We start from the raw sequence: 13,578 nt of genomic DNA on the forward strand, positions 1-13,578 counted from the left end.
CGCGAAAAATCAGCCGATGCGCCAGGTGTCGCCACCCAGCAGCAGCTCTCCCAGGTCGCCAGGCCCCTTCTGGGCCACGGCCTCTTCAAGCTGCTCGGCCATGAGCACGTCGTACGCCGGCCGGTCGACCTGGCGGAAGATGCCGATCGGCACGTGCTCGAAGGCCGGCTCGTCGAGCCTGCTGAGCGCGAACGCCACCGACGGGTCGGGGTTGTGCGCGTCGTGCACGAGGATCTCGTCCTCGCTCACGCCGTCGCGGGCCACGACCTCGATGCCGCCGTTCGCACTCCGTACGACCGCCTTGGAAGCGCTCGTGATCGGCTGCCCGTGCTCCAGCCGCAACGTGATGTCGTCGCGGACCTCGGGGTCCTTGAGCTGCTCGAAGGCGTTGTCGTTGAAGATGTTGCAGTTCTGGTAGATCTCGACCAGCGATGTGCCGCGGTGCTCGGTCGCCTCGCGCAGCACCGACTGCAGGTGCTTGCGGTCGGAGTCGATGGTCCTGGCCACGAACGACGCCTCGGCGCCGATGGCCAGCGAGATCGGGTTGAACGGCTTGTCCAGCGACCCCATCGGGGTCGACTTGGTGATCTTGCCGACCTCGGAGGTGGGGGAGTACTGGCCCTTCGTCAGGCCGTAGATCCTGTTGTTGAACAGCAGGATGTTCAGGTTGACGTTGCGCCGCAGCGCGTGGATCAGGTGGTTGCCGCCGATGGACAGCGCGTCGCCGTCACCGGTGATCACCCACACGCTCAGGTCGGGCCTGCTGGCCGCGAGCCCGGTCGCGATGGCCGGAGCCCGCCCGTGGATGGAGTGGAAACCGTAGGTGTTGAGGTAGTACGGGAAACGCGAGGAGCAGCCGATGCCCGAGACGAACACGATGTTCTCGCGCTTGAGCCCCAGGTCGGGCAGGAAGCTCTGCACCGCGGCCAGGATCGCGTAGTCACCGCAGCCCGGGCACCAGCGCACCTCCTGGTCGGACTTGAAGTCCTTCATGCCCTGCTTCACGTCGGTCTTCGGGATGAGCGACAGGCCCTTCCCATTAACCAGCTCAGTCACTGTCGATCACGTCCTGGATGACTCCGGCCAGCTCCTCGGCCTTGAACGGGAGCCCGCGCACACGGTTGTAGCTGATCACGTCGACGAGGAAGCGCGCCCGCAGCAGCAGCGCCAGCTGGCCGAGGTTGATCTCGGGCAGCAGCACCTTGTCATAGCGCTTGAGCACGTCGCCGGTGTTGGCGGGCAGCGGGTTGAGGTGACGCAGGTGGGTCTGCGCGACCTTGCCACCGCTCCTCCTGATGCGCCGCACGGCCGCGGCGATGGGCCCGTACGTGGAACCCCAGCCGATGACCAGCACCTTCGCGTCACCGTCGGGGTCGTCGACCATCAGGTCGGGCACGTCGATGCCGGCGATCTTGGCGGCCCTGGTGCGGACCATCAGGTCGTGGTTGTCGGGGTCGTAGGAGATGTTGCCGGTGCCGTCGGCCTTCTCGATGCCGCCGATGCGGTGTTCGAGCCCGGGGGTGCCGGGGATGGCCCACGGGCGGGCGAGGGTCTCGGTGTCACGCTTGAAGGGCAGGAACTCGCCGTCGGCGCCGTTGGGCTCGGTGGTGAACTCCTGCGAGATGTCCGGCAAGTCGGAAATTTCCGGTAGGCGCCACGGCTCGGAGCCGTTGGCCAGGTAACCGTCCGAGAGCAACATGACCGGAGTGCGATATTTGACGGCGATCCTGGCCGCCTCGACGGCCGCGTCGAAGCAGTCGCTCGGCGACATCGGCGCCACGACCGGCACGGGCGACTCGCCGTTGCGCCCGAACAGCGCCATCAGCAGGTCGGTCTGCTCGGTCTTGGTCGGCATGCCGGTGCTCGGACCGGCTCGCTGCACGTCCACGACGATCAACGGAAGCTCGGTGGTGACCGCCAGGCCGACGGTCTCCGCCTTCAGCGCCACGCCGGGGCCGCTCGTCGTGGTGACGCCCAGCGCCCCGCCGAACGCCGCGCCCAGCGCCGCGCCGACGCCCGCGATCTCGTCCTCCGCCTGGAAGGTGCGGATGCCGAACCGCTTGTGCTTGCTCAGCTCGTGCAGGATGTCGCTGGCCGGGGTGATCGGGTAGGACCCGAGGAACAGCGGCAGCTTCGACTGCACGCTCGCGGCGATCAATCCGTAGGCGAGCGCCTGGTTGCCGGAGATGTTGCGATAGACGCCCGGCGCCAGTTGCGCGGGCTTGACCTCGTAGGAGACCGAGAACGACTCGGTCGTCTCGCCGTAGTTCCAGCCGGCCTGGAAGGCCGCGATGTTGGCCTTGGCGAGGTCGGGCTTCTTGGCGAACTTCTGCTCGAGGAACTTGACGGTCTGCTCGGTCGGCCGGTGGTAGAGCCAGGACAGCAGGCCGAGAGCGAACATGTTCTTCGACCGCTCGGCGTCCTTCTTGGACAGGTCGAAGTCTTCGAGCGCCTTGACCGTCAGCGAGGTCAGCGGCACCGCGTGCACCCGCCACTCGCTCAGCGACTCGTCCTCCAGCGGGCTGGTGGCGTAGCCGACCTTCTGCAGGTTGCGCTTGGTGAACTCGTCGGTGTTGGCGATGATGTCCGCGCCCCTGGGCAGGTCGCCCAGATTGGCCTTGAGCGCGGCCGGGTTCATGGCCACGAGCACGTTCGGCGCGTCGCCGGGCGTGAGGATGTCGTGGTCGGCGAAGTGGAGCTGGAAGCTCGACACGCCGGGCAGGGTGCCTGCGGGCGCGCGGATCTCCGCCGGGAAGTTGGGCAGCGTCGACAGGTCGTTGCCGAACTCCGCCGTGCCCGCGGTGAAGCGGTCACCGGTGAGCTGCATGCCGTCGCCGGAGTCTCCAGCGAACCTGATGATCACGCGATCGAGTTGCTGGACCTGCTTAGTCACAGCTCAATCCTCCTCGACGCGCCGATGCTCGGTTGCCTGGGCGCGTTCTCTGTATCCATGCTAGATCCTCGGAAGGTCACGCGTTTGCCAGCCGCGTTGAGCGGGTAAACGCGGTTGACGTCAGTCAGGGTGAGGTGGGAGAGCGACGACACAGCCCGGACGCGAGCCTGCAGAGGTCTACATGCAGGCGGGCGAACAGGACGGTTCGGGTCACGAGCGCCAACTATACGTCCCCCCACTACGTGCGTTACGTCAGGGGCTGCTTACCTGGCAGCTCGTTTCCTGACCCGTACAGGCGTCCGGCCTGCATCCCCGCAGAGCCGTACAACTCGGGAACGGTGACGAAGCTGTAACCCTTCCCGCGCAACCTTTTGAGGATGTCCGGAACCGCCGCGACGGTTTCCCGATGGATGTCGTGCATAAGAATGATCGCACCTGGATGCGCCGCACGCACGGTCAGGTCCGCTATGTCGCCAGATTCGCCGGCCCGTCCCCCGATTTGGTCCTTCGTGTCGACGTCCCAATTGACCAGGGCCAGCCCCATCTCGCGGGCGACGTCACGCAGCCGCTCGCTCACCGCCCCGTACGGCGGCCGCACCAGCGTGGGCGTCTGCCCGATGGCGGCCGACACCGTGCTGTTGGTCTTCGTGAGCGAGTCGGCGATCTTGCTGCTGGCCAGCTTCGACAGGTCCCTGTGCGCCCAGCTGTGGTTGCCGACCAGGTGGCCTTCCGCGCTCATCCGGCGCACCAGCGCCGGCTGCGCCATCGCGTTGCTCCCGACAGGGAAGAACGTCGCCCGCGCCCGCTCCCGCTTGAGCGCGTCGAGCAACTTCCCCGTGTACGGCCCAGGCCCGTCGTCGAACGTCAGCGCCACGCACTTGACCCGCGCGCAGTCCACGCTGCCGGCCCTGCTGCTGACCGCGTCGGGGCTGGTCGTGGGCGCGAACCGGGGCAGGCCGCCGTGCGCCGCGCTCTTCGCGCGCACGCTCTCCTGCGCCCGCCTGCCCAGATCCGACAGCAGCGGCGCCGCCCGCCAGGCGGGCACCGCCACGGCCAGCCGGCCGAGCGAGCAGGGGCCGAGCTGGCAGTCGTCGAACTCGACGACGAGGTCACCGTTCCGGTTGAAGGCCATCGAGTCGAACGCGTCCCCGCCGGGCCGCAGGTCGTCCTGCTCTATCTGCGGCTTGCGTTCCTTGAACTGCTCCTTGACCAGCACCGCCAGCGTCCTGAGCGCCGCCTCGCCCGACAGCAGCCCGGTCGAGTCGACCGCCTTGCCGGCGCCCGGGTCGAACCAGTAGGTGCGGGTGGAGTTGCCCCATCTCGCACCCAGATACTCGCCGGTGCGCAGCCGGACCGCGACGGCCTGGGGCGAGGCGGCGGCGAGCTGCCAGTCCACGTTCAGCTCGGGACGGGGCGTCAGGTGCTCGTCGCCCCGCGTGCGGTCGTGGAACTCCTTCATCTGCCGCTCGGCCTGGGCGCGCAGGGCCTTGGTGAGCGCGGGGGCGCCGGGCAGTTCGGGGTAGTTGATGTGCACGTATCTGCTGTTGGCCGAGTCGCCTTCGGTCAGCGTCCTGGTGGACAGGCCGACGACGCCGGCGGGGTCGACGAAGTCGATCATCGTCGGCTCTGCCGGGACCATGACGTCCTTCCCGTCGCCGGCGGCGGCCATGCCGCAGCCGGAGGCTGAGAGGGCTAGCAGAGCGATTCCCATGCAGAACCGCGATTTATGCATGCTTGTCAGGTTATGGTGCCGATCTTACCTTTTACTCCGATTTTGTGGGATAGGTCCAGAGGCTTTGACCAGTGCGGGTACCTCTCCTCGGGTTACCATCGCGTTCATGGACGGCTACTTCGGCTCGTACGCGCTGGTCGCCGCACTGCTCGCCATCGGCGTCGCCATCGTGGCCGGCGCCCTCTTCGCCAACCGCCTCCTGCGCCCGAACCGCCCGACCCCGGAGAAGCTCACCACGTACGAGTGCGGGGTCGACCCCGTCGGGGAGGGGTGGGCGCAGTCGCAGGTGCGTTACTACGTCTTCACGTATCTGTACGTCGTCTTCGCCGTGGACGCCGTCTTCCTGTTCCCCTGGGCCACCGTCTTCGACGCGCCCGGCTATGGGCTGACGACGCTGGTGGAGATGTTCGTGTTCCTCGGGTTCATCGCGCTGGGCATCGTGTACGCCTGGCGCAAACGCGTCTTGACCTGGACCTGAGCACCGCCGTCCCGCAGCGCGCGAGGCTCTCGGCGCACCGAGGCCTTCAGCGCACTGAGGTTTCCAGCGAAGTCTTCAGCGAGGTCTTCAGCGCGCGACCTCTCAGTCCGCAAGCCGCTCAGTGCATCAAGACGAGCTGGGCCAGCACGGCGAGCGCCGTCACGCCCGCCGAGACGACGCTGACGACGACGAAACGATTGCCGTCCTCCTCGGCGGCCCCGCGGACGGTCTCCCGCAGTATGCGAAGGTAGCTGAGGGCGACACCGCACGCACCTGCCCCCAGCACCCCTAGGACGCTCGTCCCGCCCGTCTGCTCGGCGACGAGGTAGAAGTAGAGCAGTTGGCACGTGATCACCAGGGCCGCCGCCGGCAGCCCCAGGAGATCCAGATGTCCGACGGCTTCCGCGCCCGAGCTGACGCCTTCCGCCCCCAAGTGCGGTCATAGCGTTCTTGGGGAGTCATGGGCCGGTGCGGAACCCTCGACGAGAACGTACCCTGCCGAGGGCGGTCGCCCTTGCGCGGACGCTTCTTGGCCGGAACCACTGCCCACGCCCGTCCAACGAGCCTGAAGATCGCCGAATTCCGCCGGCCCGCCGCCCCGCCTCCGGACGTCTCGCCCCCTCCAGCCCGCCGGATCCGACCCAACGGCACGCCCCATCACCGGTCCGCCGGATCCGACTCGAATGGCTCGCCCGCCTCCGGCCCCGCCGGATCCGCGCCGACGCCTCGCCCACCTCCGGCCCCGGCCGGATCCGCGCCGACGCCCCGCCCGCCTTCGGCCTGCCGGATCAGCCCCGAAGTCTCGAGCCGCCACCGGACGACGCGGCGCTCCCGGTCCTGCGATCCGTATCCCCGACGCCCGGCCTTTCGCCGAAGGGCGCCGCTCCATCCCGCAACCGTCCAGCCCGCCCGACAGCTCGGTTACTCACCACTCGCACCAGAACCACCACTTCCGGCGGCACAACCCACGACGGGCGGCGCGATCCACCACGGGCGGCGCGACCCACCACGGATGGGCGACCATCACGGACCATGCGGCCTTCACAGACGGGGCGCCCCAATTCCAGCAGCAGCAAGTGCATGGGATCCCACCCCATCCCATCGCCTCGCACCGCCTCGCACCGCCTCGCACCGCCTCGCACCGCCTCGCACCGCCTCGCACCGTGCACTGCTAAGACGCGCAGGCTGGGCCGCCGCCGAACCCCCTTTGGGGCCATTCCTTTGCCTGACCAGCGATCCGCGCAAGAATGGGCGACATGGCAGCAACGGATCTCCCGATGCCCACCGTGGGCCCGATCTCCCGGTTGGCGCCCAAACCGATGCGGTTCGTGCTCAATTGGGGCCGCCGCTATTCACTCTGGGTGTTCAACTTCGGGCTGGCCTGCTGCGCCATCGAGTTCATCGCGACCTCCACCAGCCGCCACGACTTCATCCGCTTCGGCGTGATCCCGTTCGCGAACGGCCCCAGACAGGCCGACCTCATGATCGTCTCAGGCACGGTCACCGACAAGATGGCCCCGGCCGTCAAGCGTCTCTACGAGCAGATGCCCGACCCGAAGTACGTGATCTCGTTCGGCGCCTGCTCCAACACCGGCGGCCCGTACTGGGACTCCTACTGCGTCACCAACGGCGTGGACCAGATCATCCCCGTCGACGTGTACGTCCCCGGATGCCCGCCCAGGCCGGAAGCGCTCCTGTACGGCATCATGAAGCTCCAGGAGAAGATCGCCGGCGAGAAGCTCAGCGACCGCTACGTCTGGTCCCGCCCTCACGGCGACTCCCCGGAAGCGGGCCAGTCATGACCGGCACACCCCCGAACGGCCAGAACGACCCCAACGAGACCCCGCACGGGCAGGGCGACTCCACCACAACCCCGAGCGGCCAGGACGATCCCCGCAACATCCCGACCGCGCAGGACGATCCCCGCAACAACACCCCGACCGGGCAGGACAACTCCGACCCCGCCCAGTCCGACCCCGCCCAGTCCGACCCCGCAACGGGTGAGGCCGAAACGGGAGGGTCCGAAAGAGGCGGGGCCGAAACAGCTGAGCCCGAAATGGCGAAAAGCACGGCGGTGACCGCCCGGATCTCGGCCCACTTCGGCGACGACCGAGCTCAGATCTCGGAGTCGTACGGCGACACCACCGTCGACGTAGCCCCCGCCGACTGGATCGCCCTCCTCACCCACGCCCGCGACAACCTCGGCCACATCTTCTTCGACTGGCTGACCGGCGTCGACGACCCCCCGGACGCCTTCCTCGTCGTGGCCCACGTCTACAACCCGGAGTCGGGCAGCCGGCTGCTCCTGCGCACCCGCGTACCCAAGGACCACCCCCACCTCCCCACCGCCGTAGGCGTCTACCGGGGCGCGAACTGGCACGAGCGCGAGACGTACGAGATGTTCGGCGTGATCTTCGACGACCACCCCTACCTCGTGCCCCTCCTCCTCCCAGACGGCTTCGAAGGCCACCCGCTCCGCAAGGATTTCATCCTGGCCGCCCGCGTGGCCAAGCCCTGGCCAGGCGCAAAGGAACCAGGCGAATCAGGACACGGCTCCCCGAGCCGCCGCAAGACGCTTCCGCCAGGAGTACCCGCCGACTGGGGGCCGCCCGATGCTTGAAGTGGTGCTGAGCTTCGTCGTCATCCTCATCGTGTTCCTGGTGCTGCCCCTCATCATCGGGCAGACGGAGCACAAGGTCATGGCCCATATGCAGTCCCGCCTCGGCCCTATGTACGCGGGCGGCTTCCACGGGTGGGCGCAGCTCATCGCCGACGGGGTCAAGTTCGCGCAGAAGGAGGACGTCATCCCGGCCGCGGCCGACCGCCGCATCTTCATGATCGCCCCCGGCGTGGCGCTCGTCCCGTACCTGGTCGTCCTGATCGTCATCCCCATCGACCGCGACCGCGTGGCCGTCGACCTCGACCTCGGCCTCTTCTTCGTCCTCGCCGTCATGGGCATCGGCGTCCTCGGCTCGATCATGGCGGGCTGGGCGTCGGCCAACAAGTACTCGGTCCTCGGCGGCATGCGCTCTGCGGCCCAGCTCATGTCGTACGAACTGCCCCTCGTCCTCGCGGCCTCATCGGTGGCCATGGCGGCGGGCACCCTGTCGCTCCCGTCGATCGTCGAGGCGTGGCAGTGGTGGTGGCTGCCCTGGCAGGCCATCGGCGGCGTCGTCTTCTTCCTGGCCGGCCTGGCCGAACTCCGCCGCCCCCCGTTCGACATGCCGATCGCCGAGTCCGAGATCATCATGGGCCCGATGACCGAGTACACAGGCATGCGCTTCGCGCTCTTCATGCTCTCCGAGTACGCCGGCATCGTCGTCCTGTCGTTCCTGACCACCGTCCTGTTCTTGGGCGGCTGGCAGGGCCCGTTCCTGCCCGGGTGGCTGTGGACGTTGCTGAAGGTCTTCCTGCTGGCCTTCGTCGTGATCTGGCTCCGCGTCACCTACCCGCGACTGCGCGAGGACCAACTCCAGAAGCTGGCCTGGGCCGTCCTCGTCCCCCTGGCCCTCGTCCAACTCGCCCTGACCGGCATCATCAAGGTCCTCATCTGACCCCCACCCACGACCCCGAAGCCCCTCGGCATGGACGGGACTCGCTCGAACCCTCGCCACACCTTCATTCGTGATCGAACGAGCACGTAACCCTGCGCCATCTTCCCGGCCACGCGAAGATTCGCCGCCTTGCCCACCTGCACGGCACCCGACCACGTCCGCCCATGCACCCCTACACACATGCATGGCGCATGACCACGCCCGACTACTCACTCCTACGCACTTGAATGGCGCGGATGACCACGTCCGCCCGTTCGCCCCTATGCACATGCATGGCAGATGACCACGTCCGACCGATCACCCTTATGCACATGCATGGCGGATGACCACGTCTGACCGATCACCCCTACACACATGCAGGGCGAACGACCAGGTCACGTCCAACCATTCACGCTTACGCATACACATGGCGGATGGCCACGTCCAACCATTCCGCAGCCACACGTCCACCACCCCAGCCACGAGAATCAGGCGGGCGGACGGAAGCGCCTCTTCATACACACTTCGACGCGGACAGCCTGGAGGGCCCCTCCCTTCCTGTACGCCCTGATCGGGCCGAGCCGGACAGGAACGGGACTTCCTGCATACCCGAACCCTGGCAAGCCGGATCTGAACAGTCCACCCTGCACATCCCGATCATGGCGAGCCGGACGGGAACGGCACTCCTGCATACCTCGACCCGACGAGCGAACAGCAGCAGCTCTATCCTGCGAACCCGAGGGCCCGCCGGTCGAACCAGAGCGGCTCCTTCTGCACACCTGAGCCCCCGCGTCCCGTCGAATCGGTGCGGCTCTTTCTGCACAGCTGAATCTCCGTGCCGGTCGAACGAGAGCACGCTCACCACACATCTCGACCTCCGCGTGCCAGAGCAGAGCCCCCACCCGCTCAGCCCACGATCAGACCCCACCCACTCATCGCCGCGAACCCGCCCCCGACGCCAAAGCGACCACCAACCACCGAACCCAGCGACGCACCAACCGACTTCGCATCCTCAAACCCTCAGACGCCGGAACGCCCAACTCAGCGCACGATCGCCAACATCACATCCGAAGCCGACGGCCGCTCATCAGGCCGCTTGTTCAAGCAGGCCCCCACAATCCCCCGCAGCCCAGGCGGCAACGGCGACAAATCCGGATGAAAGGTAAGCACCCGGTTGAACACCGCCGGCACCGTATCCTCCCCGAACGCCGGCCGCCCCGTCGCCGCGAACATGATCGTCACAGCCCAGCTGAACACATCAGAAGCCGGCCCCACGGTCTCCCCGGACAACTGCTCAGGCGACATGTACGGCGGCGTCCCGACCATTTTCCCTGACGTCATCGTCACCTGATCAAGAGCACGCGCAATGCCGAAGTCGATCACCCTCGGCCCATCGTTCCCGATCAGCACGTTGCTCGGCTTGAAGTCACGATGCACGACCCCGGCCTTATGGATGGCCGCCAACGCCCCGGCTGTGGATAACGCCAGCCGCGTCAGGCTGTCCTCGTCGCGCGGACCGTGCTTCCTGACGAGCTGCTCCAGCGACGGCCCCTCCACGTACTCGCTGACGATGTACGCCTGCCGCCCGGTGATGCTCACGTCGAGCACCCGCGCTGTGGAAAACGTCGCGACCCGCCGCGCCGCCTCGACCTCCCGCGCGAACCGGGTCCTGGCCGTCTCGTCCACCAGATCATGCAGCACCTTCACGGCGACCCGCCCCCCGTTGGGCGCCACGGCGAGGTAGACCGCGCCCTGCCCGCCCCGCCCGAGCGGCTGCAGCACGCGATAGTGCCCAACCCACTGCGGCTCGGTGCTCGAACGGTGATGTGTGGGCGCCGTCGTCCGCTGCCGCAGGTCGACCGGCGGACGCGACGTCCCGCCGAGCCGTGCGTGCGCCATCCCGCCCTGCCGTCCGCGCGCCGTCCCTTCCATCCCTGCGTGCGGAGGCCCTTCCAGCCGCCCGTGTGCCGAGCCTTCCAGCCGCGCGCGAATCATGAACGGCACCAGGACCGCCGAGTGCACGAGCCCACCGATCCAGCTGACCAGCAGCCCCATCGTCGCCAGCACGGACACCCCCGGCGGCCATTCGTCGTACTCGGTGTACGCCAAGGTCGCGATCACGAAGGTGCCGATGCCGACCAGGTAGACGGACGCGGCGGCGGCGTGCCAGAGGTTGCGCAGCCAGAACGCGGCGGCCCCGATGGTGAACGGAGTCGCCAGACCGCACGTGAACAGGGGCAGGCAGGCCCAAGCAACGGCGGCCGTCCACCTCAGGCCACTGGGGCGGACCGGATGGCTGTGTTGCATGGCCGAGAGACTATCGCCATGCCGTGGTCCATATCGGGCATGCGCACAGGTTGTGGATAACCACCCGCGAACCTGTGGACAGCTGTGGAAAAACTGGGGACAACGGCCTCACTCATTCACCTGCGCGGCCAAGTACGTCATGATGTTGAACCATGGCGCGGATTCCGGGAGTCGGACTGGCGAAAGGGCTATCCATCACCCTTCGCCACATGCTGCGCAAATCCGTCACCCAGCAATATCCCGAGGTCAAGCCCGCCCTCCCGCCCCGCAGCCGAGGCGTCATCGCCCTGGTTGAGGAAAACTGCACCAGTTGCATGCTCTGCGCCCGAGAGTGTCCCGACTGGTGCATCTACATCGATTCCCACAAGGAGACGATCCCGGCCCCCGAGGGCGGCCGCGCCCGCCAGCGTAACGTGCTCGACCGCTTCGCCATCGACTTCTCCCTGTGCATGTACTGCGGCATCTGCATCGAGGTCTGCCCCTTCGACGCGCTCTTCTGGTCCCCGGAGTTCGAGTACGCGGAAGGCGACATCCGTAACCTCCTCCACGAGAAGGACAAACTGGCCTCCTGGACGCAGACCGTTCCTCCACCCCCGGCCCATGACCCCGGCGCCGAACCTCCCAAGGAGCTGACGGCCGCCCCCCGCCGCCCGGCCCGCACCGCCGCAGCGGCAGACCGCCCTGCGCGCACCCCGGCCGCCGACCGTCCGGCCCGCACCCCGGCTTCCGAACGCCCAGCCCGGCCTTCGCCCAGCGACGACTCAGCACGTACGCCGACAGAAAGCCAGCCGACCGACACCCCGAAAGCTGACACAGCAGGACCAGGCGCTCCGGCCCTCGGCACCGAGACAACGGACGTCTCACCCGCCGAACGCCCCCGTGCCTCAGACGAACCGGCCACCCCACAGCCAGGTTCGGGCGAGCCGTCCGCTCCAAGCGGACGCCCCCGCCGTTCCATGGCGAACGTACGGGGCATCCGTCCTCCAGGCGCCCTGCCCGCCCCGCAGGACGCGACTCAAGCCGGCGGAGAAGAAGCCGCCCATCCGTCAGCCCAGGCTGGCGAAGACGAGGACCGGCCCCAGAACGGCGAGAACACAGCATCCAGCCAAACCCGGACGAGCCCCGAGCCGCCGTCCGGTTCTGAGCCTTCGTCGGGAGAGGCCGAGCCTTCGCCGGGAGTGGCCGAGCCTTCGCCAGGAGGACAGGCTGAGGCCGAGTCTTCATCCACAGGCCGGCCGCCTCCAGAAAAGTTGTCCACAGCTTCGGGCGAGCCGCAACCGAGCCCCGATCCCGAAGAGCAGACTTCTGCCGCGAGCCCTCGCCGGCGCAAGATGGCCGATCCACGGTCCATCCGCCCGCCGGGTCGGCTCGGTCCTGGCGAGACAAGGGAGTCCGAGGAGGAGTCGTGACCGAGGCGGTGCCCTCCTACCTGTCACCCACCGGGCAAGAGATCGTCTTCTTGCTCCTGGGCGCGGTAGCGGTTGGATCGGCGCTGCTCGTCGTCACGACCAGACAACTCGTCCACGCGGCTCTATGGCTGGTGCTCTGCTTCGGCGCGCTGGCGGGCGGCTATCTCGTCCTGACCGCCGAGTTCGTGGCGTGGGTGCAGGTGCTGATCTACGTGGGCGCGGTGGTCGTCCTCATGCTGTTCGGCATCATGCTCACCCGCGCCCCCATCGGCCGCTCCGCCGACCTCGACAGCAACAACAGAGTGGTCGCCGCCGTGGTGGCGCTCGCGACGGCCGCACTCCTCGTCACGGTGGTGATCGACGGCTTCCGTACGGCCTACGCCCCGCTCACTCCCGGCCCCGGCGCCGCCAAGGAGCTGGGCGCCAGCGTGTTCGCCACATGGGTGCTGCCGTTCGAGGCGTTGTCCGTGCTCTTGCTGGCCGCTCTGATCGGCGCCATCGTCCTGTCCCGCACCGACATCCCGGGCGGCGCGCCCGACCCGGGCACCGTCCAATTCGACGCACGCCCTGACACCTCCGGCAACTCACCCGATCGACCTGAAAGCACGAGATCCGTCGGCCGACGGGAGAGCGCCGGATCGCTCGGCCAAGGGGAGAGCACGGGAACGCCCGACCAGGGGGAAAGCACGGGGTCACCCGGCCGGCCGGAGAGCACCGGAGCATCCGACCGGACAGTGGACGGCTCGCCACCCGATGAGACCGGGGGTCATTAGTGCACATCGTCTACCCGGCGGTCGTCTCCGCGCTCCTGTTCTCCATCGGCGTCTACGGCGTGCTCGCCCGCCGCAACACGATCCTCGTGCTGATGTCGGTGGAGCTGATGCTCAACGCGGTCAATCTCAACCTGGTCGCGTTCGACGTCTGGCTCGGCGACCGCCTCCACAGCGGCCAGGTGCTCACCCTCTTCGTCATCGTCATAGCGGCGGCCGAGGTGGGCCTGGGCCTGGCGATCGTGCTTGCCCTCTACCGCAACCGCCGTACCGTCGACATCGACCACCTCCGCGACCTGGCCGAACCCACCGACGAACGTCTCACCCCAGCACAGGCAGCCGTCCTCCACCCAACAGACGGCCACACGACCGCACCACCCACGCTGCCCTCACCTCAAACCCCAGCCTCGACCGCGAAGCCCGAGCCGATCACCGGGGCGGACAAGACGCCGGCCA

Annotated in this window: 12 protein-coding genes and 1 pseudogene; 7 read left to right on the plus strand and 6 right to left on the minus strand. The window is 68.1% G+C overall.

What is annotated here, in order from left to right:
• Positions 1–9 precede the first annotated feature (9 nt).
• From ABFX54_RS01605 to ABFX54_RS01615, 4 genes are all read right to left on the minus strand, one after another.
• Positions 10–1,056 carry a 2-oxoacid:ferredoxin oxidoreductase subunit beta gene (locus tag ABFX54_RS01605; protein WP_346101041.1) on the minus strand — a complete coding sequence of 349 codons (1,047 nt, stop codon included), beginning with the start codon at positions 1,054–1,056 and terminating at the stop codon, positions 10–12.
• A complete protein-coding gene (locus tag ABFX54_RS01610) occupies positions 1,049–2,893 on the minus strand; it encodes a 2-oxoacid:acceptor oxidoreductase subunit alpha (RefSeq protein WP_346101042.1) in 1,845 nt (614 codons plus the stop codon). Before ABFX54_RS01610 ends, ABFX54_RS01605 begins: the two co-directional genes overlap by 8 nt.
• Before the next feature lie 124 nt (positions 2,894–3,017).
• Positions 3,018–3,107 (minus strand): putative leader peptide, encoded by a 90-nt coding sequence (locus ABFX54_RS56810; protein ID WP_311132193.1) that lies wholly within the window; start codon positions 3,105–3,107, stop codon positions 3,018–3,020.
• A 33-nt stretch (positions 3,108–3,140) separates the two neighbouring features.
• Complete coding sequence (locus tag ABFX54_RS01615; RefSeq protein WP_346101043.1) at positions 3,141–4,604, minus strand: polysaccharide deacetylase family protein; 1,464 nt, start codon at positions 4,602–4,604, stop codon at positions 3,141–3,143.
• Between the two features lie 127 nt (positions 4,605–4,731).
• On the opposite strand from ABFX54_RS01615, the gene ABFX54_RS01620 reads away from it, so the two are divergent.
• Positions 4,732–5,103 carry an NADH-quinone oxidoreductase subunit A gene (locus ABFX54_RS01620; protein WP_346101044.1) on the plus strand — a complete coding sequence of 124 codons (372 nt, stop codon included), beginning with the start codon at positions 4,732–4,734 and terminating at the stop codon, positions 5,101–5,103.
• A gap of 118 nt (positions 5,104–5,221) precedes the next feature.
• Here the strand turns inward: ABFX54_RS01620 and ABFX54_RS01625 are convergent, their stop codons facing one another.
• Entirely contained in the window at positions 5,222–5,536 is a 315-nt protein-coding gene (locus ABFX54_RS01625) for a hypothetical protein (RefSeq protein WP_346101045.1), read from the minus strand.
• 823 nt (positions 5,537–6,359) lie between these two features.
• Here ABFX54_RS01625 and ABFX54_RS01630 point away from each other — a divergent pair.
• Genes ABFX54_RS01630 through nuoH form a run of 3 tightly spaced genes read left to right on the plus strand, consistent with a single transcriptional unit; the run spans position 6,360 to position 8,657 of the window.
• Positions 6,360–6,905: an NADH-quinone oxidoreductase subunit B gene (locus ABFX54_RS01630; protein ID WP_428834476.1), complete on the plus strand. Its 546-nt coding sequence runs from the start codon at positions 6,360–6,362 to the stop codon at positions 6,903–6,905.
• The gene (locus ABFX54_RS01635; protein WP_346101046.1) at positions 6,902–7,723 is read left to right on the plus strand and encodes an NADH-quinone oxidoreductase subunit C; all 822 of its coding nucleotides are present in this window, start codon (positions 6,902–6,904) and stop codon (positions 7,721–7,723) included. Before ABFX54_RS01630 ends, ABFX54_RS01635 begins: the two co-directional genes overlap by 4 nt.
• On the plus strand, positions 7,716–8,657 hold the full coding sequence (gene nuoH / locus ABFX54_RS01640) for an NADH-quinone oxidoreductase subunit NuoH (RefSeq protein ID WP_346101047.1): 942 nt from the start codon (positions 7,716–7,718) through the stop codon (positions 8,655–8,657). The genes ABFX54_RS01635 and nuoH overlap by 8 nt, the downstream gene beginning before the upstream one ends.
• Before the next feature lie 1,020 nt (positions 8,658–9,677).
• On the opposite strand, the gene ABFX54_RS01645 is transcribed toward nuoH, so the two are convergent.
• Positions 9,678–10,943: a serine/threonine-protein kinase gene (locus ABFX54_RS01645; RefSeq protein ID WP_346101048.1), complete on the minus strand. Its 1,266-nt coding sequence runs from the start codon at positions 10,941–10,943 to the stop codon at positions 9,678–9,680.
• Positions 10,944–11,257: 314 nt separating this feature from the next.
• Between ABFX54_RS01645 and ABFX54_RS01650 the strand changes: the two genes are divergently transcribed.
• From ABFX54_RS01650 to nuoK, 3 genes and pseudogenes are all read left to right on the plus strand, one after another.
• A complete protein-coding gene (locus ABFX54_RS01650) occupies positions 11,258–12,352 on the plus strand; it encodes a 4Fe-4S binding protein (RefSeq protein WP_346101072.1) in 1,095 nt (364 codons plus the stop codon).
• Positions 12,349–13,125, plus strand: a complete 777-nt coding sequence (locus tag ABFX54_RS01655; RefSeq protein WP_346101049.1) for an NADH-quinone oxidoreductase subunit J family protein — start codon at positions 12,349–12,351, stop codon at positions 13,123–13,125. The genes ABFX54_RS01650 and ABFX54_RS01655 overlap by 4 nt, the downstream gene beginning before the upstream one ends.
• A pseudogene (gene nuoK, locus ABFX54_RS01660) lies at positions 13,125–13,427 on the plus strand (NADH-quinone oxidoreductase subunit NuoK); the annotation flags it as partial. The gene ABFX54_RS01655 and the pseudogene nuoK, both read left to right, overlap by 1 nt.
• Positions 13,428–13,578 lie beyond the last annotated feature (151 nt).

Source organism: Nonomuraea maheshkhaliensis (assembly GCF_039529435.1).
Taxonomy (GTDB): Bacteria; Actinomycetota; Actinomycetes; order Streptosporangiales; family Streptosporangiaceae; genus Nonomuraea; species Nonomuraea maheshkhaliensis.

Coding starts and splice junctions, on each gene's coding strand:
- ABFX54_RS01620 (WP_346101044.1), top strand. CDS start 4,732: ATGGACGGCTACTTCGGCTCGTACGCGCTGGTCGCCGCACTGCTCGCC.
- ABFX54_RS01635 (WP_346101046.1), top strand. CDS start 6,902: ATGACCGGCACACCCCCGAACGGCCAGAACGACCCCAACGAGACCCCG.
- nuoH (WP_346101047.1), top strand. CDS start 7,716: ATGCTTGAAGTGGTGCTGAGCTTCGTCGTCATCCTCATCGTGTTCCTG.
- ABFX54_RS01645 (WP_346101048.1), bottom strand. CDS start 10,943: ATGCAACACAGCCATCCGGTCCGCCCCAGTGGCCTGAGGTGGACGGCC.
- ABFX54_RS01630 (WP_428834476.1), top strand. CDS start 6,360: ATGGCAGCAACGGATCTCCCGATGCCCACCGTGGGCCCGATCTCCCGG.
- ABFX54_RS01615 (WP_346101043.1), bottom strand. CDS start 4,604: ATGGGAATCGCTCTGCTAGCCCTCTCAGCCTCCGGCTGCGGCATGGCC.
- ABFX54_RS01650 (WP_346101072.1), top strand. CDS start 11,258: ATGCTCTGCGCCCGAGAGTGTCCCGACTGGTGCATCTACATCGATTCC.